Source organism: Candidatus Arsenophonus triatominarum (genome assembly GCF_001640365.1).
In the GTDB taxonomy this organism is placed as follows: domain Bacteria; phylum Pseudomonadota; class Gammaproteobacteria; order Enterobacterales; family Enterobacteriaceae; genus Arsenophonus; species Arsenophonus triatominarum.
This window is the reverse complement of record NZ_LWMI01000016.1, coordinates 453,412-473,954: the sequence shown is the minus strand read 5'-3', so window position 1 is coordinate 473,954 and position 20,543 is coordinate 453,412. Positions and strand designations below refer to the sequence as shown.

21 protein-coding genes and 12 pseudogenes are annotated in these 20,543 nt (G+C 38.7%); 10 read left to right on the top strand and 23 right to left on the bottom strand.

Annotated elements, in window-relative coordinates; all coding sequences use genetic code 11:
• Positions 1-33: 33 nt before the first annotated feature.
• Positions 34-477 carry a type II secretion system F family protein gene (locus tag AYJ55_RS16700; RefSeq protein ID WP_063657321.1) on the bottom strand — a complete coding sequence of 148 codons (444 nt, stop codon included), beginning with the start codon at positions 475-477 and terminating at the stop codon, positions 34-36.
• 368 nt (positions 478-845) lie between these two features.
• Here AYJ55_RS16700 and AYJ55_RS16695 point away from each other — a divergent pair.
• Positions 846-1,256 (top strand): annotated as a pseudogene (locus tag AYJ55_RS16695) (transposase); the annotation flags it as partial.
• A gap of 8 nt (positions 1,257-1,264) precedes the next feature.
• Here the strand turns inward: AYJ55_RS16695 and AYJ55_RS26655 are convergent.
• From AYJ55_RS26655 to AYJ55_RS16665, 7 genes and pseudogenes are all read right to left on the bottom strand, one after another.
• Positions 1,265-1,576, bottom strand: a pseudogene (locus AYJ55_RS26655) (integrase core domain-containing protein); the annotation flags it as partial.
• A 56-nt stretch (positions 1,577-1,632) separates the two neighbouring features.
• Positions 1,633-2,671, bottom strand: a pseudogene (locus AYJ55_RS16690) (IS481 family transposase).
• Between the two features lie 88 nt (positions 2,672-2,759).
• A complete protein-coding gene (locus AYJ55_RS16685; RefSeq protein WP_063657319.1) occupies positions 2,760-3,191 on the bottom strand; it encodes a transposase family protein in 432 nt (143 codons plus the stop codon).
• A gap of 56 nt (positions 3,192-3,247) precedes the next feature.
• A complete protein-coding gene (locus AYJ55_RS16680; RefSeq protein WP_222703526.1) occupies positions 3,248-3,736 on the bottom strand; it encodes an IS630 family transposase in 489 nt (162 codons plus the stop codon).
• A complete protein-coding gene (locus tag AYJ55_RS16675) occupies positions 3,705-4,070 on the bottom strand; it encodes an IS630 transposase-related protein (protein WP_063653415.1) in 366 nt (121 codons plus the stop codon). Before AYJ55_RS16675 ends, AYJ55_RS16680 begins: the two co-directional genes overlap by 32 nt.
• Complete coding sequence (locus AYJ55_RS16670; RefSeq protein WP_063657318.1) at positions 4,054-4,374, bottom strand: helix-turn-helix domain-containing protein; 321 nt, start codon at positions 4,372-4,374, stop codon at positions 4,054-4,056. The genes AYJ55_RS16675 and AYJ55_RS16670 overlap by 17 nt, the downstream gene beginning before the upstream one ends.
• 72 nt (positions 4,375-4,446) lie before the next feature.
• Positions 4,447-5,346, bottom strand: coding sequence for a transposase family protein (locus AYJ55_RS16665; protein ID WP_063657317.1), 900 nt, complete (start codon positions 5,344-5,346; stop codon positions 4,447-4,449).
• A gap of 147 nt (positions 5,347-5,493) precedes the next feature.
• Here AYJ55_RS16665 and mutH point away from each other — a divergent pair, with 147 nt between their 5' ends.
• From mutH to AYJ55_RS26650, 3 genes are all read left to right on the top strand, one after another.
• Entirely contained in the window at positions 5,494-6,183 is a 690-nt protein-coding gene (gene mutH / locus AYJ55_RS16660; RefSeq protein ID WP_063657316.1) for a DNA mismatch repair endonuclease MutH, read from the top strand.
• Positions 6,184-6,356: 173 nt separating this feature from the next.
• Positions 6,357-6,722: an IS630 transposase-related protein gene (locus tag AYJ55_RS16655; protein WP_063655295.1), complete on the top strand. Its 366-nt coding sequence runs from the start codon at positions 6,357-6,359 to the stop codon at positions 6,720-6,722.
• Positions 6,646-7,179 carry an IS630 family transposase gene (locus AYJ55_RS26650; protein WP_162505291.1) on the top strand — a complete coding sequence of 178 codons (534 nt, stop codon included), beginning with the start codon at positions 6,646-6,648 and terminating at the stop codon, positions 7,177-7,179. Before AYJ55_RS16655 ends, AYJ55_RS26650 begins: the two co-directional genes overlap by 77 nt.
• Here AYJ55_RS26650 and AYJ55_RS16650 read toward each other — a convergent pair.
• The 3 genes from AYJ55_RS16650 to AYJ55_RS16640 form a co-directional block, all read right to left on the bottom strand.
• Entirely contained in the window at positions 7,110-8,048 is a 939-nt protein-coding gene (locus AYJ55_RS16650; RefSeq protein WP_063657315.1) for a transposase family protein, read from the bottom strand. The two genes, AYJ55_RS26650 and AYJ55_RS16650, sit on opposite strands and share 70 nt — an antisense overlap.
• A gap of 219 nt (positions 8,049-8,267) precedes the next feature.
• Positions 8,268-8,606 carry a hypothetical protein gene (locus AYJ55_RS16645; protein ID WP_063657314.1) on the bottom strand — a complete coding sequence of 113 codons (339 nt, stop codon included), beginning with the start codon at positions 8,604-8,606 and terminating at the stop codon, positions 8,268-8,270.
• Between the two features lie 20 nt (positions 8,607-8,626).
• A complete protein-coding gene (locus tag AYJ55_RS16640; protein WP_281181177.1) occupies positions 8,627-9,013 on the bottom strand; it encodes an anthrax toxin-like adenylyl cyclase domain-containing protein in 387 nt (128 codons plus the stop codon).
• 119 nt (positions 9,014-9,132) lie between these two features.
• On the opposite strand from AYJ55_RS16640, the pseudogene AYJ55_RS30950 reads away from it, so the two are divergent.
• Positions 9,133-9,270, top strand: a pseudogene (locus AYJ55_RS30950) (IS982 family transposase); the annotation flags it as partial.
• A 74-nt stretch (positions 9,271-9,344) separates the two neighbouring features.
• Here AYJ55_RS30950 and AYJ55_RS16635 read toward each other — a convergent pair.
• From AYJ55_RS16635 to AYJ55_RS26635, 7 genes and pseudogenes are all read right to left on the bottom strand, one after another.
• Positions 9,345-10,385, bottom strand: coding sequence for an IS481 family transposase (locus AYJ55_RS16635; protein ID WP_063657312.1), 1,041 nt, complete (start codon positions 10,383-10,385; stop codon positions 9,345-9,347).
• 118 nt (positions 10,386-10,503) lie between these two features.
• Positions 10,504-11,111 (bottom strand): annotated as a pseudogene (locus tag AYJ55_RS16630) (IS256 family transposase).
• A gap of 43 nt (positions 11,112-11,154) precedes the next feature.
• Positions 11,155-11,599: pseudogene (locus AYJ55_RS16625) on the bottom strand (IS3 family transposase); the annotation flags it as partial.
• A gap of 21 nt (positions 11,600-11,620) precedes the next feature.
• A complete protein-coding gene (locus tag AYJ55_RS26645; RefSeq protein ID WP_063653499.1) occupies positions 11,621-12,109 on the bottom strand; it encodes an IS630 family transposase in 489 nt (162 codons plus the stop codon).
• Between the two features lie 17 nt (positions 12,110-12,126).
• Positions 12,127-12,444, bottom strand: a pseudogene (locus AYJ55_RS33440) (IS630 transposase-related protein); the annotation flags it as partial.
• A gap of 36 nt (positions 12,445-12,480) precedes the next feature.
• Positions 12,481-13,204: pseudogene (locus AYJ55_RS33435) on the bottom strand (IS3 family transposase); the annotation flags it as partial.
• 72 nt (positions 13,205-13,276) lie between these two features.
• Positions 13,277-13,402 (bottom strand): annotated as a pseudogene (locus AYJ55_RS26635) (helix-turn-helix domain-containing protein); the annotation flags it as partial.
• Positions 13,403-13,719: 317 nt separating this feature from the next.
• On the opposite strand from AYJ55_RS26635, the gene AYJ55_RS33430 reads away from it, so the two are divergent.
• Entirely contained in the window at positions 13,720-14,019 is a 300-nt protein-coding gene (locus AYJ55_RS33430) for a hypothetical protein (protein WP_245677399.1), read from the top strand.
• A gap of 87 nt (positions 14,020-14,106) precedes the next feature.
• Here AYJ55_RS33430 and AYJ55_RS16600 read toward each other — a convergent pair whose 3' ends face one another.
• Positions 14,107-14,685 (bottom strand): metal-dependent hydrolase, encoded by a 579-nt coding sequence (locus AYJ55_RS16600; protein WP_063657310.1) that lies wholly within the window; start codon positions 14,683-14,685, stop codon positions 14,107-14,109.
• Positions 14,686-14,892: 207 nt separating this feature from the next.
• On the opposite strand from AYJ55_RS16600, the pseudogene AYJ55_RS16595 reads away from it, so the two are divergent.
• Positions 14,893-15,872 (top strand): annotated as a pseudogene (locus tag AYJ55_RS16595) (Rpn family recombination-promoting nuclease/putative transposase).
• A gap of 171 nt (positions 15,873-16,043) precedes the next feature.
• On the opposite strand, the gene AYJ55_RS16590 reads toward AYJ55_RS16595, so the two are convergent.
• Positions 16,044-16,379, bottom strand: coding sequence for a helix-turn-helix domain-containing protein (locus AYJ55_RS16590; protein ID WP_063657309.1), 336 nt, complete (start codon positions 16,377-16,379; stop codon positions 16,044-16,046).
• A gap of 195 nt (positions 16,380-16,574) precedes the next feature.
• On the opposite strand from AYJ55_RS16590, the gene AYJ55_RS29460 reads away from it, so the two are divergent.
• Complete coding sequence (locus AYJ55_RS29460; RefSeq protein ID WP_162505646.1) at positions 16,575-16,712, top strand: Cox family DNA-binding protein; 138 nt, start codon at positions 16,575-16,577, stop codon at positions 16,710-16,712.
• Between the two features lie 38 nt (positions 16,713-16,750).
• Here AYJ55_RS29460 and AYJ55_RS16585 read toward each other — a convergent pair.
• Both AYJ55_RS16585 and AYJ55_RS29455 read right to left on the bottom strand, forming a co-directional pair.
• A pseudogene (locus AYJ55_RS16585) lies at positions 16,751-17,340 on the bottom strand (integrase core domain-containing protein); the annotation flags it as partial.
• Positions 17,341-17,351: 11 nt separating this feature from the next.
• A pseudogene (locus AYJ55_RS29455) lies at positions 17,352-17,477 on the bottom strand (IS3 family transposase); the annotation flags it as partial.
• Between the two features lie 97 nt (positions 17,478-17,574).
• Here AYJ55_RS29455 and AYJ55_RS16580 point away from each other — a divergent pair.
• Both AYJ55_RS16580 and AYJ55_RS16575 read left to right on the top strand, forming a co-directional pair.
• Complete coding sequence (locus AYJ55_RS16580; protein ID WP_063654070.1) at positions 17,575-18,615, top strand: IS481 family transposase; 1,041 nt, start codon at positions 17,575-17,577, stop codon at positions 18,613-18,615.
• Between the two features lie 225 nt (positions 18,616-18,840).
• Complete coding sequence (locus tag AYJ55_RS16575; protein ID WP_063657308.1) at positions 18,841-19,569, top strand: oxidative stress defense protein; 729 nt, start codon at positions 18,841-18,843, stop codon at positions 19,567-19,569.
• Here the strand turns inward: AYJ55_RS16575 and AYJ55_RS16570 are convergent.
• A complete protein-coding gene (locus AYJ55_RS16570; RefSeq protein WP_063657435.1) occupies positions 19,566-20,486 on the bottom strand; it encodes a LysR family transcriptional regulator ArgP in 921 nt (306 codons plus the stop codon). The genes AYJ55_RS16575 and AYJ55_RS16570 overlap by 4 nt on opposite strands.
• Between the last annotated feature and the right edge of the window lie 57 nt (positions 20,487-20,543).

Sequence of the window (20,543 nt, the reverse complement as noted above, 5' to 3'; positions counted from 1 at the left end):
TCATATTTTTTATTTTATTGTTACATTGATTACTTAAGAAATAATATTACCTAAATTAAAAATCGGCAAATACATAGTGAATAATAATCCAGTAATTACAACTGCGAGTAATAGTATTAGCATTGGTTCAATTAATTTTATCTTTTTATTAACATAGTTTATTAGGTTATTTTGATACCAATTAGCTAGTTTTTCTAAAAATAATACTAAATTGCCAGATAATTCTCCGGCTGTAATAAATTGCAAGCATAGATATGGGAATAGTTTCTTTCTTTTTATACTGTCGCTAAAAGAAATACCTCGTTGAATTTTTTGATATATAGAATGGATAGCATCATGATAAACGGGATGTTTTAGTGTTTTTAATACATATTCGAATCCTTCTAATAATGTTAATCCTGATTTTTGGGTAATATGTAGAGTTTGAAAAAAATAGCAAAGTTGTTGCCAACCAATAAGCTTATTGTGTAATGGCAAATGTAAGATAACCTTTTGTTCTTGTTTAATTAAATTTGGCGTATGTTTTCTATATGTAAAATATTATAAACAAATGCAAGCTAAGGTGACAACGATATACAAAGCATTGTCAGCAATTTTATCAGAAATGGTAATAAGCAACCTAGTCGCTATTGGAAGTTGAGCATCAAATGTTTGATATACACGCGTTTCGCACAGGCATATAAAATTCCAGAAATGGCTTAAAAGCAATGGTTAATTTGCAAGTTACTAAAACGTATAAATTTGTTTAAATTACAATAAGTTGCTTTTAATTTATAAGATTTTGTATTTAGGTAGTGTTCAAAAATTTGTGTCATATCTTAAACTCAAAAAAAGAGGTATGACATATGAGAAATCAATCATTTAATTTTGATGAAGCGTTGAAGCAATTACAATCAGGTAAAAATTTACTCAGTACGGATGGAATACTCACACCACTCATAAAACAGCTGACCGAAGCTGCCCTGCAGGCAGAAATAGAACACTACCTATCGACAAGGTCAATCGATACGCGTAAAAATGGCTATACTCGAAAAACTGTTAAATCGACATCAAGTCAATTTGAACTGAAAACGCCCAGAGACAGGTCAGGTGCTTTTGAGCCTCAGCTCATTAAGAAAAATCAGACAAAATTATCAGAGGATATTGATAACAAAATCCTATCGTTATTTGCATTAGGCATGAGTTATCGTGATATTCAAAAACATGTTGCAGAATTATATGGACTGGAAATATCAGATGGAGCTATTACGCATATTTGTAGTGGTCAACTAAAATTGGCCACCCTACCTGACTGTTCACGGAACAGTCGCTCTGATTCGTTTGGCGTTAATCCACCGTTATACCAGTGAGGTCTTATATCGCTATAGTAGTGGGTTATGTAGCGAATAATGGCTGACTGAGCAGTACTAAAGCTTTGGTAGCCAGTCGTTGGCACCCATTCGGTCTTCAGACTACGGAAGAATCGTTCCATCGGACTATTATCCCAACAATTCCCTCTGCGACTGATACTTTGGGTCATCTGATAACGCCACAATGCCTGCCTATACTGACGACTGGTATAATGACTTCCCTGATTGTAGTAGCTCAGACTTAATCTGACAGTTGCCGGTTATTTATACAGTACCTGTCAGGTTAAATTTGATTTAAATCTTTCTCTCTCCAAAGTTGTTTTCCATCGTGTAAAGTTGCCATAGGAGTTCGACCGCAACACATTTTTCCTTGATGAGTGCGTTGGTTATTATTTCCGCTAACCATTTATCTAAATCAGCTTGTAATTCATTTAAAGCCCTATAGATTTTTTACGAAAAGCCACCTGATAGAACTCTTGTAATACAGTTTTATGAAAGCGTTCACAAATCCCATTAGTTTGAGGTGAACGAGCTTTAGTTTTTGTATGATCAATATCATTGATAGCGAGATAAAGTTGATAATCGTGATGTTCAACTTTACCACAATACTCACTGCCTCTGTCCGTCAGTATACGTAACACCGGTAACCCATGCTGGGAATAAAAAGGGAGAACCTTGTCATTTAATAAATCTGCCGCCGTTATCGCGCTTTTTGTTGTGTAAAGCTTACAATGAACGACTTTACTGTAAGTATCAATGTAAGTTTGTTGATAAACACGACCAACGCCTTTTAAATGACCGACATAAAAAGTATCTTGTGAACCCAGATAACCTGGATGCGCTGTTTCAATCTCACCACAGGCTTCATCATCTTGCGCTTTCTTTTCTAGAGCACTGATTTGTGATTCTGACAGGATAATTCCTTCTGTTGCGATTTTATCTTCAAGCGCTTTTAGGCGTTTTGTAAAATTTTCGAGATTATGGCGCAGCCAAATAGAGCGAACGCCACTCCCCGAAACAAAAATGCCTTTTTTTCTTAGTTCATTACTACTGCGGTGTTGACCGTGTGCAGGGTATTCAATCGCATACTCGACTACAGCGCTTTCAATCTGTTCATCTACTCTATTTTTTACGCTAGGCACCCGTCGATTTTGATTAATTAAAGCGTCTATCCCACCATCGTTAACAAGTTCCTGGTAGCGATAAAACGTATCTCGGGATACCCCCATAATCTTACAGGCTTTTGAGACGTTATTAAGCTCTTCAGCGAGGTTAAGTAACCCGACTTTATGTTTGATGATAGGATTATTTGTTTGATACATAGAATTACCTTTTATTTAATTATCTAATGATGTTAATTAAAACCGGTAACGCTCTTTTTTAAATCAGAATTGTCGGATTAAGTTAAGACTAATACAGTTCAGGCGATAAAGGTCTTTTTCGAGTTCCTTTTTTTGGGATTTGTGTATTAGGATGCTGTTTATCTATACCTTGAAAACCGGTATCGGCCCAGATGGTTACCTCAGGGGGAATATGGCGAATTATATCGACTTTATCGAGTAAGCGTTTATCGTGACGGCGCCCATTTTTGATCATGGGGATAAATCCAATTTTCCTCGTTTCGTCAGTCATAATAAGCCCTTTTCGAGTGGTCTGTCTTTTCTTTCCCGAATACATTTTTTTTCGCCGACGCAGATTCTTAGGCTTTTGGACAGGTCGCTCTGTCCCATCAATAAAGACGTCTTTAACTCCAGGAAAGGCGCGAAAAAATTCCTCAGCAGAGCGAATTTGACGAGCGGGCAAAACACATTCTCGCCCCAAGGTCATCTCTAAAACCGGCAATAATATTTTTACCCAGCGACATACCCGTGTTCTATAGCTAGGCGACTTAATTTTGATTACAGCATATGTATTAAAAACAGGTCATCGATAGTGCATCCTGTTTCCATCTTTTTACGTTTAGCTTGAGACCATTTATGTTCTATAGGATTTAAATCTGGTGAATACACAGGCAAATATTCTATCTGGTGTCCTGCGTTTATAATTGCCTGTTCAATATTCTTACCTTTGTGAAAGCTAGCGTTGTCCATAAAAATAACAGAATTTTCAGGAAGTTCTGGGAGCAATATTTTTGTGATCCAAACATAAAAAACATCACGATTAATATTGCAATCAAATAATCCGATAGCAAACAGGGTTGTTCCCAATAAAGCGCCAATAACATTTGTTCTTCCCTTAGCACCCCAGTTTTTCAGGCCAAAACAACGGTGACCTTTTGGGGAATAGCCGTGAGTTCGTGGAGTGTCATGTGAAAAACCACTTTCATTAATAAAAACAACAGATTTATCTTTTTTTTCATACTGTTGTCTTTTTTGCTGATGTGCCAGCCTGTCGCTTTCGTTGGTTTTTGGATGGAATAGAGTTTTTTTTATAGGTTAATCCCAGCTTTTTAAGGGATTGCCAAATAGTCTTTTTACAAACACCGAATCGCTCTGCCCGTTCCTTTTGGTAAGCATCTGGATACTGTTCCACATCTTTTGCTAAAGCATTTTTATCGAGCTTCCTCTTACGTGGCGTTGAATTTTTTGGCTCTGGTCGTTTAAGCCAACGTACTAAAGACGCTTTTCCAATACGGAATTGTTTCGCAGTTTCTCGAATTGTTAAACCTTCGGCTTTCCTTACAGATATTACTTTACGTCGAAAATCAATTGTATAACTCATAACACACCTTGTAATCAAAATTAAGTCGCCTAGCTATATCTAAACCAAAAAGAAGTCCTTGCAAATCATAGGTCGGATAACATTTTAAATACAATAAAATAAAAAGCAGTTTATCTAATGGGGTTGGGATAAATCCTTTCTGCCCTGCACCCATCTGCCGCTCGTGATCTTTTCGATTCTTTTTCCGATAAATCAAATAACAAGCTGAAAATTCAGCGGCTAAATTTTTCAATTCTTCGACTGATAATCCAATGATTGCTTTACATAAACGATTATCTCGTAACAACCGCTCTTTGTTGATCATTTCAAACCGTTATTTTCTAAAAGCGTGTTGCTTAATAGTGAAATAAGGGTATTTCGGTGATTGAAGTAAATTTTAGGCTGTTCTGAGATGGAAATTCCAAAGACCGGCACTAAGGAGTAAAAAGGTATCATCAATAAAGGGTCTACGATTCCGTAAAATTTGGGTCATACAACCGAGGCGCTTGATACCCGCGATGGCGTGTTCAACCGTAATACGGATGCCCGAGATTATTTTATTTTCTTGTTTTTGTTCAGGCGATAAAGGTCTTTTTCGAGTTCCTTTTTTTGGGATTTGTGTATTAGGATGCTGTTTATCTATACCTTGAAAACCGGTATCGGCCCAGATGGTTACCTCAGGGGGAATATGGCGAATTATATCGACTTTATCGAGTAAGCGTTTATCGTGACGGCGCCCATTTTTGATCATGGGGATAAATCCAATTTTCCTCGTTTCGTCAGTCATAATAAGCTCTTTTCGAGTGGTCTGTCTTTTCTTTCCCGAATACATTTTTTTTCGCCGACGCAGATTCTTAGGCTTTTGGACAGGTCGCTCTGTCCCATCAATAAAGACGTCTTTAACTCCAGGAAAGGCGCGAAAAAATTCCTCAGCAGAGCGAATTTGACGAGCGGGCAAAACACATTCTCGCCCCAAGGTCATCTCTAAAACCGGCAATAATATTTTTACCCAGCGACATACCCGTGTTCTATCTAAACCAAAAAGAAGTCCTTGCAAATCATAGGTCGGATAACATTTTAAATACAATAAAATAAAAAGCAGTTTATCTAATGGGGTTGGGATAAATCCTTTCTGCCCTGCACCCATCTGCCGCTCGTGATCTTTTCGATTCTTTTTCCGATAAATCAAATAACAAGCTGAAAATTCAGCGGCTAAATTTTTCAATTCTTCGACTGATAATCCAATGATTGCTTTACATAAACGATTATCTCGTAACAACCGCTCTTTGTTGATCATTTCAAACCGTTATTTTCTAAGTTAAACCTCTTTTTATTGTCTATAGCGTGACAAAAAATGCAAGTCTCTATTCAGCAACTATTTTTATGTTAAAATTTTCACTGTGTGTACAAATTTAACTGGCTATTTTTTATACAGGTATGATTTATGCAATTTTCTCCCCTGCCCCCTGATGATGAACAAAGTTTACTGAGTAAAGCCAAAAACCTAGCGGGTTATACCATGGCTGAACTGGCTTATCAGGCAGGTATCGCAGTCCCCCACGATCTTAGACGTGCTAAAGGTTGGGTAGGTCAGTTATTAGAATATTGTTTAGGCGCAAATGCTGGTAGCAAAGCAGAACAAGATTTTGCTCATCTTGGTATTGAACTTAAAACCATCCCTATTAACCGCTATGGTGAACCATTAGAAACAACCTTCGTTTGTGTAGCAGCTTTAACCGGTAATAGTGGAGTAACCTGGCTTTCAAGTCATGTACGTCATAAGCTATCACGGGTTTTATGGATACCGATTGAAGGTGAGCGCCAAATCCCATTAGCCAAGCGAAGAGTCGCTTCACCACTACTGTGGAGTCCCAATCCAATTGAAGAGCAGCTGCTTAAAAAAGATTGGGAAGAGTTAATGGATATGATCGTGTTAGGTCAGGTTGAAAACATCACCGCACGCCATGGCCAGGTACTACAAATTCGCCCTAAAGCTGCAAATAATAAGGCTTTGACAGAAGGGATAGGTAGACACGGCCAACCAATAATGACGCTACCGCGTGGATTTTATCTTAAGAAAAATTTTACTGCTCCAATACTGGCACGCCATTTTGATTTACCAACTCATAAATAACAACTTAACGCAGCTATCTACAGAGAGTGGTCTTTATAATAAGCGTGTTGTTTAATGGGTATTTCGGTGATTGAAGTAAATTTTAGGCTGTTCTGAGATGGAAATTCCAAAGACCGGCACTAAGGAGTAAAAAGGTATAGCTAGGCGACTTAATTTTGATTACAAGGTGTGTTATGAGTTATACAATTGATTTTCGACGTAAAGTAATATCTGTAAGGAAAGCCGAAGGTTTAACAATTCGAGAAACTGCGAAACAATTCCGTATTGGAAAAGCGTCTTTAGTACGTTGGCTTAAACGACCAGAGCCAAAAAATTCAACGCCACGTAAGAGGAAGCTCGATAAAAATGCTTTATCAAAAGATGTGGAACAGTATCCAGATGCTTACCAAAAGGAACGGGCAGAGCGATTCGGTGTTTGTAAAAAGACTATTTGGCAATCCCTTAAAAAGCTGGGATTAACCTATAAAAAAAACTCTATTCCATCCAAAAACCAACGAAAGCGACAGGCTGGCACATCAGCAAAAAAGACAACAGTATGAAAAAAAAGATAAATCTGTTGTTTTTATTGATGAAAGTGGTTTTTCACATGACACTCCACGAACTCACGGCTATTCCCCAAAAGGTCACCGTTGTTTTGGCCTGAAAAACTGGGGTGCTAAGGGAAGAACAAATGTTATTGGCGCTTTATTGGGAACAACCCTTTTTGCTATCGGATTATTTGATTGCAATATTAATCGTGATGTTTTTTATGTTTGGATCACAAAAATATTGCTCCCAGAACTTCCTGAAAATTCTGTTATTTTTATGGACAACGCTAGCTTTCACAAAGGTAAGAATATTGAACAGGCAATTATAAACGCAGGACACCAGATAGAATATTTGCCTGTGTATTCACCAGATTTAAATCCTATAGAACATAAATGGTCTCAAGCTAAACGTAAAAAGATGGAAACAGGATGCACTATCGATGACCTGTTTTTAATACATATGCTGTAATCAAAATTAAGTCGCCTAGCTATATCATCAATAAAGGGTCTACGATTCCGTAAAATTTGGGTCATACAACCGAGGCGCTTGATACCCGCGATGGCGTGTTCAACCGTAATACGGATGCCCGAGATTATTTTATTTTCTTGTTTTTGTTCAGGCGATAAAGGTCTTTTTCGAGTTCCTTTTTTTGGGATTTGTGTATTAGGATGCTGTTTATCTATACCTTGAAAACCGGTATCGGCCCAGATGGTTACCTCAGGGGGAATATGGCGAATTATATCGACTTTATCGAGTAAGCGTTTATCGTGACGGCGCCCATTTTTGATCATGGGGATAAATCCAATTTTCCTCGTTTCGTCAGTCATAATAAGCCCTTTTCGAGTGGTCTGTCTTTTCTTTCCCGAATACATTTTTTTTCGCCGACGCAGATTCTTAGGCTTTTGGACAGGTCGCTCTGTCCCATCAATAAAGACGTCTTTAACTCCAGGAAAGGCGCGAAAAAATTCCTCAGCAGAGCGAATTTGACGAGCGGGCAAAACACATTCTCGCCCCAAGGTCATCTCTAAAACCGGCAATAATATTTTTACCCAGCGACATACCTGTGTTCTATCTAAACCAAAAAGAAGTCCTTGCAAATCATAGGTCGGATAACATTTTAAATACAATAAAATAAAAAGCAGTTTATCTAATGGGGTTGGGATAAATCCTTTCTGCCCTGCACCCATCTGCCGCTCGTGATCTTTTCGATTCTTTTTCCGATAAATCAAATAACAAGCTGAAAATTCAGCGGCTAAATTTTTCAATTCTTCGACTGATAATCCAATGATTGCTTTACATAAACGATTATCTCGTAACAACCGCTCTTTGTTGATCATTTCAAACCGTTATTTTCTAAGTTAAACCTCTTTTTATTGTCTATAGCGTGACAAAAAATGCAAGTCTCTATTCAGCAACTATTTTAATGACAATTTACGGTAATAATGCTCAACTCGTTGACGAGCCTCTTCATAAGACGCGCGACGAATATTGTGCATTTCTTGCCAACGTACATTGAGCGGTACATGATAACCTTCATTTTTAGCGGCTTGAATAAATTAAGCCAGTGCCTCCGCTGAATCCAGTACCGTTATTTTGGCATATTTTTCGATCGCTTTAGGCAAAAATAGTGTCACCGGAAAATTGTCTGCCAATTCCGATGACTCATTATTCACATCTGTACCATGATGAATAAGTTTATGCTGTTCATCGCGATACAAAGCACGATGAATATCATCGGCTAATTTAAACAAACGATGGTTTGCGGTGCCTAATTTGGTATCATTACGTTCACTCGGTATCACAGTATCAAGTGTGCCATAATCACCAATATGAGGAGCTACCAATAATAAATCATAATCAGGGACAAATGGTTCGTGTATTTTCGGTTCACTCAACACATAAATCGGTTTCTCGGCTATTTCTTATTACTATTAGATTGATAAATAGCGTCAAATTGATATTCCTGTCCAGTTGGTGAGTGCGCTAACAAAATCATGCCATCACCACGTGAGCAAGATAATTCAAGACAACCTAACTCGATCAATTCGTTGATCCTATCGCGGGTTATAGTCAAAGGCACACTAATCGCTTCACCATTTTGTATATTTTTACTGATCAAGGCATTGTATTTTTGCACCTGTTCTGACTGTCCAACAAGCTTACTAAAATTTTGATTAACACAAATAAATCCAGCTTGTGGATTCCAATCGGCGGTTTTCCCTTTAATCATAAGTGGCTTAGTGGGATAACCGGCTTCAATTAAAGAGGTCGCAAATGGACTAATGGGTCGAATACCATAAATTAACCTGAGTTCGGGATAAGAAATAAAGTGAAAGTCTTGCTATTCAAATAGTTGAATGCGCATATTTCGTTAAAATACTCTAACAATCTTGTTAAAGAGTAGAGCATTGTTAAACAATGATGGAAAATCTTACTGAACTTTATTGCCTGATGGATGATTTTTGTAAAGACTTCGAGCCAAAAATGCATGAAATTTTGCTGAATAACGGTAGTAAGCGTCGTAGACGGTCTACTCAGATTTCATTGGCTGAAATGATGAGAGGGTGTTCATAATTTGTAGTAGCTCAGACTTAATCTGACAGTTGCCGGTTATTTATACAGTACCTGTCAGGTTAAATTTGATTTAAATCTTTCTCTCTCCAAAGTTGTTTTCCATCGTGTAAAGTTGCCATAGGAGTTCGACCGCAACACATTTTTCCTTGATGAGTGCGTTGGTTATTATATTCCGCTAACCATTTATCTAAATCAGCTTGTAATTCATTTAAAGCCCTATAGATTTTCTTACGAAAAGCCACCTGATAGAACTCTTGTAATACAGTTTTATGAAAGCGTTCACAAATCCCATTAGTTTGAGGTGAACGAGCTTTAGTTTTTGTATGATCAATATCATTGATAGCGAGATAAAGTTGGTAATCGTGATGTTCAACTTTACCACAATACTCACTGCCTCTGTCCGTCAGTATACGTAACACCGGTAACCCATGCTGGGAATAAAAAGGGAGAACCTTGTCATTTAATAAATCTGCCGCCGTTATCGCGCTTTTTGTTGTGTAAAGCTTACAATGAACGACTTTACTGTAAGTATCAATGTAAGTTTGTTGATAAACACGACCAACGCCTTTTAAATGACCGACATAAAAAGTATCTTGTGAACCCAGATAACCTGGATGCGCTGTTTCAATCTCACCACAGGCTTCATCATCTTGCGCTTTCTTTTCTAGAGCACTGATTTGTGATTCTGACAGGATAATTCCTTCTGTTGCGATTTTATCTTCAAGCGCTTTTAGGCGTTTTGTAAAATTTTCGAGATTATGGCGCAGCCAAATAGAGCAAACGCCACTCCCCGAAACAAAAATGCCTTTTTTTCTTAGTTCATTACTACTGCGGTGTTGACCGTGTGCAGGGTATTCAATCGCATACTCGACTACAGCGCTTTCAATCTGTTCATCTACTCTATTTTTTACGTTAGGCACCCGTCGATTTTGATTAATTAAAGCGTCTATCCCACCATCGTTAACAAGTTCCTGGTAGCGATAAAACGTATCTCGGGATACCCCCATAATCTTACAGGCTTTTGAGACGTTATTAAGCTCTTCAGCGAGGTTAAGTAACCCGACTTTATGTTTGATGATAGGATTATTTGTTTGATACATAGAATTACCTTTTATTTAATTATCTAATGATGTTAATTAAAACCGGTAACGCTCTTTTTTAAATCAGAATTGTCGGATTAAGTTAAGACTAATACACATAATTCTGTGTCAGGGGATTTTATATTTTGATTATACCATCTAGACGCCCTTTAAAATAGATGGACAATTGAGCAATGGTTAACGCCCAGTTACTAATCGGCATAGTCCATTTGTTGGATACCTGATTGATGCCAATATAGAGTAATTTTAATAAGCTGTTTTCATTAGGAAAAGCCCCTTTGGTTTTAGTTAATGTCCTAAACTGCCGATGAACCGCCTCTACTGCATTGGTCGTATAAATGGGTTTTCTAATGGCTTTAGGGTATCGAAAATAAGCACTGAGCAACTCCCATTTACTTCGCCAGGATTCTAGCACTATCGGGTATTTTTCACCCCATTTCGTTTCCAGTTCATCAAGGGCAAGCTCAGCAGCCGCTTTAGTATCTGCACGATAAACCGGCTTTAAATCAGCCATAAAGGCTTTTGGTCTTTACTGGCTATAACGTAAGCTATTGCGAATTTGATGAACTACGCATAGCTGAACTTCTGTCTGCGGGAAAATACTGGCTATCGCTTCTGGAAACCCTTTTAATCCGTCAACACAAGCGATTAAAATATCTTGTAACCACGGTTATGTAAGTCAGTCAGAACGCTCAGCCAATGATGTGCTCCTTCTGTTTCAGACATATAGAGTCCTAACAATTCCTTATGCCCATCGGTGGTGTAGTGGTCAACTAAAATTGGCCACCCTACCTGACTGTTCACGGAACAGTCGCTCTGATTCGTTTGGCGTTAATCCACCGTTATACCAGTGAGGTCTTATATCGCTATAGTAGTGGGGTTATGTAGCGAATAATGGCTGACTGAGCAGTACTAAAGCTTTGGTAGCCAGTCGTTGGCACCCATTCGGTCTTCAGACTACGGAAGAATCGTTCCATCGGACTATTATCCCAACAATTCCCTCTGCGACTGATACTTTGGGTCATCTGATAACGCCACAATGCCTGCCTATACTGACGACTGGTATAATGACTTCCCTGATCACTATGGAACATCACCTGTTTGGGATGCCCACGTAGTTCCCAAGCCATTTGTAGTGCTTTGGCGGTTAATTCTGAGTCTGGTGCAAATGACATTGCCCAGCACACCGGTTTTCGGGCAAACAAATCCAATATAGCTAGGCGACTTAATTTTGATTACAGCATATGTATTAAAAACAGGTCATCGATAGTGCATCCTGTTTCCATCTTTTTACGTTTAGCTTGAGACCATTTATGTTCTATAGGATTTAAATCTGGTGAATACACAGGCAAATATTCTATCTGGTGTCCTGCGTTTATAATTGCCTGTTCAATATTCTTACCTTTGTGAAAGCTAGCGTTGTCCATAAAAATAACAGAATTTTCAGGAAGTTCTGGGAGCAATATTTTTGTGATCCAAACATAAAAAACATCACGGTTAATATTGCAATCAAATAATCCGATAGCAAAAAGGGTTGTTCCCAATAAAGCGCCAATAACATTTGTTCTTCCCTTAGCACCCCAGTTTTTCAGGCCAAAACAACGGTGACCTTTTGGGGAATAGCCGTGAGTTCGTGGAGTGTCATGTGAAAAACCACTTTCATCAATAAAAACAACAGATTTATCTTTTTTTTCATACTGTTGTCTTTTTTGCTGATGTGCCAGCCTGTCGCTTTCGTTGGTTTTTGGATGGAATAGAGTTTTTTTTTATAGGTTAATCCCAGCTTTTTAAGGGATTGCCAAATAGTCTTTTTACAAACACCGAATCGCTCTGCCCGTTCCTTTTGGTAAGCATCTGGATACTGTTCCACATCTTTTGCTAAAGCATTTTTATCGAGCTTCCTCTTACGTGGCGTTGAATTTTTTGGCTCTGGTCGTTTAAGCCAACGTACTAAAGACGCTTTTCCAATACGGAATTGTTTCGCAGTTTCTCGAATTGTTAAACCTTCGGCTTTCCTTACAGATATTACTTTACGTCGAAAATCAATTGTATAACTCATAACACACCTTGTAATCAAAATTAAGTCGCCTAGCTATACCACAGCCAGATAGGCCCATCGTGAGCCTGTCCAAATATAGGTTACATCGCTGCACCAAACCTGGTCAGGCTTTGTAACAGCGAACTGCCTATTGAGCAGATTTGGAATATCAATACGTTCATTTCCACCGCGGTTGTATTTATGTTTTCGCTCTTGGCAACTGACGATGATTAATTCTTTCATCAACTTACCCGCTAACCACCGCCCAAGTTTCACGTTGTGTGTATTGGTAACCATCGTGGCGATAGTCCTTGCGCCAGCAGAGCCGCCACTAACGTTCCACGCTTCGCTGACTAGGCTACGTTTTATCGTCCGCTCAATATCTGGCTCCTTAGGCCGACACCAATAGCGATAACTGCTTCGGTGAACATTAAAAATACGACACAAAGTTTTCACCGGATAAAGCACTCTTAGCTTTTCAACTACCGAAAATTTTTCAGTGATTCGGATATTAAGAGTGCAGTAGCCTTTTTTAAGATGTCATTCTCCATTTCCAGCCGGTGGATTTTTTCTTCATTTCTCTGAACTCAATTTGTTCAGGTGTTAATGGCAGACCAGGCGATGTTTTCCCTTGACGTTCTAAACGAAGGGCTCTTACCCACCGGCTAATCGCTGAAAGACTGACGTTCATGCCTTTCGCGGCTTCCTGGTAGGTGTAATTTTGGTCAAGGACTAATTTGGCGGTTTCACATTTAAATTCAGCAGTAATTATTTTACTCATTTCGGCACCTATAAAAATTATGAGGTAAGCATATCACCTCAACTTAGGTGGCCAAATTTAGTATGCCACTACATAGCGATAAAACGTATCTCGGGATACCCCCATAATCTTACAGGCTTTTGAGACGTTATTAAGCTCTTCAGCGAGGTTAAGTAACCCGACTTTATGTTTGATGATAGGATTATTTGTTTGATACATAGAATTACCTTTTATTTAATTATCTAATGATGTTAATTAAAACCGGTAACGCTCTTTTTTAAATCAGAATTGTCAGATTAAGTTAAGACTAATGCAATTTAATGTTGTGGCAAATTTATTCATGATACTTTCTTTAGGGGATTTAGTTGGCCGATTATTTTCAGCATGGCTTTCCGATTATCTTGGAAGATGTCGAACTCTCTTTTTATTCTGTCTTATTGGTGCTTTTGGATGTATGATTGCAGCATTGTCTATACAGATCAGCCCAATCGTGCATTTTTTAAATTTGAATATGATATCTTCAGGCTGGATTTTCTTTGTTGGCACTCTTATTTGCTATGATGTTTGGCGATGGTGCATTTGGAATTATCAATGCATTTGGTGGAGAAATGTTTTCTAATCAGGTACGCTCGACCTGTCTTGGATTCGGTTATAGTGTAGGTGCTACCGCTAAAATTGTTGGTCCTGTTTTTCTCGGCGGTCTCATCGATGGCAAAAATTTTTCTGAAGATGTCGTGTTCGTACCTTTCCTCATATTTGCGTTTATTTTTTTTATCGGTTCTATCGTTTATCTGTTTGCTCGCGAAACCCGCAATATTCAACTTGAGGCTATGTAATTGATATCAATCTGTGACTCAGATTTGTTAGTATTCATAAATATGAATTTGATCACTTAGAAGCAATATCTTATGTAAAAATCGATTTTAAATCAAATTGTTACGTGCCCATTGCCATATATTCTGTATAGAATCAGTAATCAATAATTTATTACTTATTAATATGTCAAAGGGATACAGAACAGCACATACCAGTACCAATACACAAAATATTCGTTCCCACTTAGGATATTTACTGGGGTTCAATATTGGCATACAGAAACGTCGACGATATGGCCATAGTAACGGTATTCCTGCTGGTGTTAACATATCAGCTACAACGTGGCTAATATAACCAACGACCATGGCATGGACAAAATCTACCGGTATCGGAATGATAATTCGTGACAACAAGTCTGAAGAAAGAAATATGCTGCACCCTACAATAGCCAGAAAACTGTGAGTAATACCTCTATGACCGAACACTTTGGCAATGGGTATCGAAAGCCATTTTAATCGTTGGCCTAAAAAAGACTTGGGGTGATCGATGTCTGGTAGCAGGCAGGTTAATATTCCGCCAATAATGATATGCCCCCAGTTCCCTTGAGCTAATGCTGGTGATAACGCCAATTTTTTCGCAAAAATAGCGTTTGCTAAAGCAAAGATGAAATGCCCGCCAGCAGTCATAGTAACCACACATAGTTATATTTAGATATAATTATTTGCTTGTGTGCATTATGCAGCTAAAATCATTCAACAATCAACAGTTTACTAAGTTAAAAACTCCGTCAATGCTAGATAGCTGTTGGTGACATCCATCAGAAGCGATCTGGCTTATTAGAGGTTCAGTAATTTCAATGGTAGACTATCCCCTTAACGCGGTATAATACACCCATGACAAAATCTTCACTATCCCAACATGATTCACTCTTCAAAAAGTTCCTAGGCGATATCGCCGTAGCTCGGGACTTTCTGGAAGTGCATTTGCCTCCTCATCTTCGGGAGCGTTGCGATTTCAACACTCTTGCGATGGAGTCAGGTGGCTTTATCGAAGACGATTTGCGCACACAATGTTCAGATATGCTGTACTCTGTGCAGACGAATGCGGGAAAAGGCTATATACACATTAGTCGAACACCAGAGCAGGCCAGAAAAGCTAATGGCATTTAGGCTCCTACGGTACAGTGTAGCAGCCATGCAGCGGCACCTTGAACAAGGCAACGACACATTGCCAGTGGTTATTCCTCTGCTTTTCTATCACGGCACCACGTCGCCCTATCCGTACAGTACTCAATGGCTCGATTGTTTTGCTGACCCTGAACTGGCAGAATCAGTTTATAGGCAAGCATTCCCGCTAGTTGATATTACCACGATACCGGATAAGGAGATCCTGACACACCGCCGAGTAGCACTCCTGCAACTGGTACAAAAGCACATCCGAACGCGAGATATGTTGGAACTTGCCGTAGAGTTAGCTACTCTAACAGAAAAATGGCAGTATTCCAAAGAACAATGCAAGAGTTTATTATATTATATTGCTCGAGCAGGAAATACGATTGACGGCGAGGCATTCATACGTACCCTTGCTGAAAAAGCACCGACTTATCGGGAGGATTTTATGACGATTGCAGAACAGCTTGAGGCTAAAGGCTAGGCTAGGGGTATCCAACAAGGGATTCAGCTAGGCAAGCTACCAGCTAGGCCGACAAGATGGGGTTAATGAGGGATTGCAGCAAGGTATAGAGAAGGGCCTAGAAAAAGGTCGTCAAGAAGCTACCCGCCAACTAGCGAAGCAACTTCTGTCTGATGGTATTGATCGCACAAATATTAAGCGCTATACCGGTCTTTCAGATAGTGAACTAGATAAACTATGAGGCAAGAAGCTAGCTTGCCTCTAGTCTAAATATGAATCATTATATAAAACAATAAATTATATTATTGTCTAACTACTTTTATCTTGTGGGAGCATATCGTTGCTTTGAGCAGGAGCTCCCAAAAAGTATCCTGATTTACCAATCAATTATCAAACTCACCTTGTATATTTATCAAGTTTTCTTTGCGTAGTAGGATGATCTCACATCCGAATCCGCCCCCGTTTTTTTTGTCTGCTTTTGTGCTTCCCCGCCATCGATTCCACAATGTGTGAGAGCTGGTGCTATTTGTTCGGCTGCTGGAGCTACTTTGTCGGTCATTAGCCACATGGTGTATTTTTCAAAAAGACTTGTATTTGTAATTTGGAGTATGGGTTGAAGACCTGGCTCCGCGTGTCCTCCTTCATAATTTTTTAACGAACTTAATGCTATCCCGCTAATTTTACAGAATTTTATCTGTGTTAACCCCTCTGCTTTTCTAATGGCTTTAATCTTTTGAGACATTTTCATTTGGCAAGGTTCCAGATGATAGATTATATTCTCATTAAAGGTCTGCGTTATAGAATCTTTATTGATCTACAAATGCCTCTAAAACCAGACAAACTGGATAAATCGCGGCAAATGTACCCTGTGTTAAGCAAGCTCTATTTTTATGTTTAAAGAGTCAGGAACGGTCTACAGCGGTCTGAAACACATGAGGCACGAATGATTAATAGTGACTATACAGGGCAATATCCCGTTGACGTGGTAACGATAGAAAAATTTGCCGAGTTGATCGGTAATACAGATGAAGCCGTCAGAGTGATGATTAAACGAGAAAAATTTGCAGTAGCTCAGACTTGAGCTGACAGTTGCCGGTTATTTATACAGTACCTGTCAGGTTAAATTTGATTTAAATCTTTCTCTCTCCAAAGTTGTTTTCCATCGTGTAAAGTTGCCATAGGAGTTCGACCGCAACACATTTTTCCTTGATGAGTGCGTTGGTTATTATATTCCGCTAACCATTTATCTAAATCAGCTTGTAATTCATTTAAAGCCCTATAGATTTTCTTACGAAAAGCCACCTGATAGAACTCTTGTAATACAGTTTTATGAAAGCGTTCACAAATCCCATTAGTTTGAGGTGAACGAGCTTTAGTTTTTTTGTGATCAATATCATTGATAGCGAGATAAAGTTGATAATCGTGATGTTCAACTTTACCACAATACTCACTGCCTCTGTCCGTCAGTATACGTAACACCGGTAACCCATGCTGGGAATAAAAAAGGAGAACCTTGTCATTTAATAAATCTGCCGCCGTTATCGCGCTTTTTGTTGTGTAAAGCTTACAATGAACGACTTTACGTAAGTATCAATGTAAGTTTGTTGATAAACACGACCAACGCCTTTTAAATGACCGACATAAAAAGTATCTTGTGAACCCAGATAACCTGGATGCGCTGTTTCAATCTCACCACAGGCTTCATCATCTTGTGTAGTGGTCAACTAAAATTGGCCACCCTACCTGACTGTTCACGGAACAGTCGCTCTGATTCGTTTGGCGTTAATCCACCGTTATACCAGTGAGGTCTTATATCGCTATAGTAGTGGGTTATGTAGCGAATAATGTGTATTAGTCTTAACTTAATCCGACAATTCTGATTTAAAAAAGAGCGTTACCGGTTTTAATTAACATCATTAGATAATTAAATAAAAGGTAATTCTATGTATCAAACAAATAATCCTATCATCAAACATAAAGTCGGGTTACTTAACCTCGCTGAAGAGCTTAATAACGTCTCAAAAGCCTGTAAGATTATGGGGGTATCCCGAGATACGTTTTATCGCTACCAGGAACTTGTTAACGATGGTGGGATAGACGCTTTAATTAATCAAAATCGACGGGTGCCTAACGTAAAAAATAGAGTAGATGAACAGATTGAAAGCGCTGTAGTCGAGTATGCGATTGAATACCCTGCACACGGTCAACACCGCAGTAGTAATGAACTAAGAAAAAAAGGCATTTTTGTTTCGGGGAGTGGCGTTCGCTCTATTTGGCTGCGCCATAATCTCGAAAATTTTACAAAACGCCTAAAAGCGCTTGAAGATAAAATCGCAACAGAAGGAATTATCCTGTCAGAATCACAAATCAGTGCTCTAGAAAAGAAAGCGCAAGATGATGAAGCCTGTGGTGAGATTGAAACAGCGCATCCAGGTTATCTGGGTTCACAAGATACTTTTTATGTCGGTCATTTAAAAGGCGTTGGTCGTGTTTATCAACAAACTTACATTGATACTTACAGTAAAGTCGTTCATTGTAAGCTTTACACAACAAAAAGCGCGATAACGGCGGCAGATTTATTAAATGACAAGGTTCTCCCTTTTTATTCCCAGCATGGGTTACCGGTGTTACGTATACTGACGGACAGAGGCAGTGAGTATTGTGGTAAAGTTGAACATCACGATTATCAACTTTATCTCGCTATCAATGATATTGATCATACAAAAACTAAAGCTCGTTCACCTCAAACTAATGGGATTTGTGAACGCTTTCATAAAACTGTATTACAAGAGTTCTATCAGGTGGCTTTTCGTAAGAAAATCTATAGGGCTTTAAATGAATTACAAGCTGATTTAGATAAATGGTTAGCGGAATATAATAACCAACGCACTCATCAAGGAAAAATGTGTTGCGGTCGAACTCCTATGGCAACTTTACACGATGGAAAACAACTTTGGAGAGAGAAAGATTTAAATCAAATTTAACCTGACAGGTACTGTATAAATAACCGGTAACTGTCAGATTAAGTCTGAACTATCACAAATAAACTATCTCTCTATTTAAACTTGCATTAGTTAGCGTTGATTAAAATTATTCATTATGATTAATCTTCCCATTATGCTTTTTAATATTCTATTATGTTAAGAATAAACGATTATTGGCTAGCAAATAGTCTATCTAGAGTTGATTAATTATGTGCAGGAGGTCTCGTGAAGCTTAGTTCGATTATATTTTTAGCGATGATGTCAGTCAGTTCATTACCATTACTTGCTCAATCTAACTCCTTACCTAATAGGCCACATATCGTGACATCAGGTAATGCAACGATTAAAGCCACACCAGATATGGTCACTTTACTAATTAATGTTGCTGTAACTGAAAAAAATGCTGCCTCAGCTAAAACGGCGGTTGACGCACGTGTTAAGCAATATTTTGACTTTCTCAAGGATAAAGGGATAGAAAGTAGCGATATCAATGCGGCAAATATCACGACTCAACCGAAATATGAATATGATAAAAGCGCCGAAAAATCTAAAATAGTCGGTTATACTGCAGAACGTTCAGTAGAAGTTAAACTATATAAACTAAATCAATTGAATACTTTATTGGATGGTGCGCTAGCAGCTGGTTTAAATGAAATTAATTCGGTGCAATTTGGTGTTAAGGATCCTAAACACTATCGTGACAAAGCTCGTAATAAAGCAATTGACAATGCTAAAGCGCAAGCAGAAGCGTTAGCGGCAGGATTTAATGTTAAACTAGGAAAAGTTTATAGTATTAATTATCGAGCACCTGATGCAACACCTTATCCAATGCCAAGAATGAAGGCTATGAACCAAATGGTGGCTGCCTCTGCCAGTGATAGCAATAAAACTTATGAACAACAGAGTATTGATTTTACCGATCAAGTTGACGTTGTTTTTGATTTGAAACGTTAATTGTTATTTGCCACATTATCATTATCTGCTTGTTTTAATATCTGGCGTCCACTTTTTACCAGGGCGTCAGTCACCTTTCTCATTGTCCTACTTTCAGGCGAAAAGCGGTGCCAATATAGCATTCTATGCTGACATAATCCGGGCGTAAGGTCGACTAGTTCACCTGAATTTAATTCATTAATAATTTGTAAATGTGGGATCATACAACAGGTTGAGCCTTGCTTAGCAAGTTGAACAAATGCCTCTGATGAATTCACAATATGGCAAGGTACACTACCCGGAGATAGGTTAAAATTCTGTTGCACAAAAGCTTGATGCATATCATCTAGATGATCAAAAGCGACAGCTGGTGCTCTTAACAGTGAGACTTTTGTTACCCCAGTAGGGAAATAACGCTCAGCAAAAGTAGGTGAGGAAACGAATAAATAATCCAGTGCACCCAGTTTATCTACCAGGCAGCCAGGTAAAGGCTCTGGTTGAATACTAATCGCGCCAACGACCTCTCCTCTACGTAAAAGCTCTTGAGTCCGGGTTTCATCTTCGACTTGAATATTAAGGCGAATAGGACTGTCATGTAGTACTGGATTAAGAGCCGGCAGGAACCAAGTTGCTAAACTATCAGCATTGACTGCCACTGATAGCAACAACGGAGTTGTGCCATTACTTTCGTCACTAAGCCATTGCTCTTCTAGTAATTCCACTTGATGTAATAGCGCGAGTAGTTTTTGCCCTTGCTCAGTTGGTTGAGGAGGGATCGTCCTCACTAATAATGGCTGACCAAATAGGTTCTCAAGCTGCTTAATTCGTTGGGAAACGGCAGATTGAGTGATACATAACTTTTGCGCAGCGCGCTCAAAGCCGCGTTCACGGATCACAGTATCCAATGCTTGTAGTGCTCGATAGTCAGGGCGTTTAATCACGAAAAAATCTCTTTAAAATTCAATTCAGATGTTATTCTATATCTTACTATGCAA

Excerpts from the sequence above, each read along its gene's own strand:
- AYJ55_RS16675 (WP_063653415.1), bottom strand. The coding sequence starts at position 4,070 with ATGAGTTATACAATTGATTTTCGACGTAAAGTAATATCTGTAAGGAAA.
- AYJ55_RS16670 (WP_063657318.1), bottom strand. The coding sequence starts at position 4,374 with ATGATCAACAAAGAGCGGTTGTTACGAGATAATCGTTTATGTAAAGCA.
- AYJ55_RS16665 (WP_063657317.1), bottom strand. The coding sequence starts at position 5,346 with ATGATCAACAAAGAGCGGTTGTTACGAGATAATCGTTTATGTAAAGCA.
- mutH (WP_063657316.1), top strand. The coding sequence starts at position 5,494 with ATGCAATTTTCTCCCCTGCCCCCTGATGATGAACAAAGTTTACTGAGT.
- AYJ55_RS16655 (WP_063655295.1), top strand. The coding sequence starts at position 6,357 with ATGAGTTATACAATTGATTTTCGACGTAAAGTAATATCTGTAAGGAAA.
- AYJ55_RS16650 (WP_063657315.1), bottom strand. The coding sequence starts at position 8,048 with ATGATCAACAAAGAGCGGTTGTTACGAGATAATCGTTTATGTAAAGCA.
- AYJ55_RS16635 (WP_063657312.1), bottom strand. The coding sequence starts at position 10,385 with ATGTATCAAACAAATAATCCTATCATCAAACATAAAGTCGGGTTACTT.
- AYJ55_RS16600 (WP_063657310.1), bottom strand. The coding sequence starts at position 14,685 with ATGACTGCTGGCGGGCATTTCATCTTTGCTTTAGCAAACGCTATTTTT.
- AYJ55_RS16590 (WP_063657309.1), bottom strand. The coding sequence starts at position 16,379 with ATGAAAATGTCTCAAAAGATTAAAGCCATTAGAAAAGCAGAGGGGTTA.
- AYJ55_RS29460 (WP_162505646.1), top strand. The coding sequence starts at position 16,575 with ATGATTAATAGTGACTATACAGGGCAATATCCCGTTGACGTGGTAACG.
- AYJ55_RS16580 (WP_063654070.1), top strand. The coding sequence starts at position 17,575 with ATGTATCAAACAAATAATCCTATCATCAAACATAAAGTCGGGTTACTT.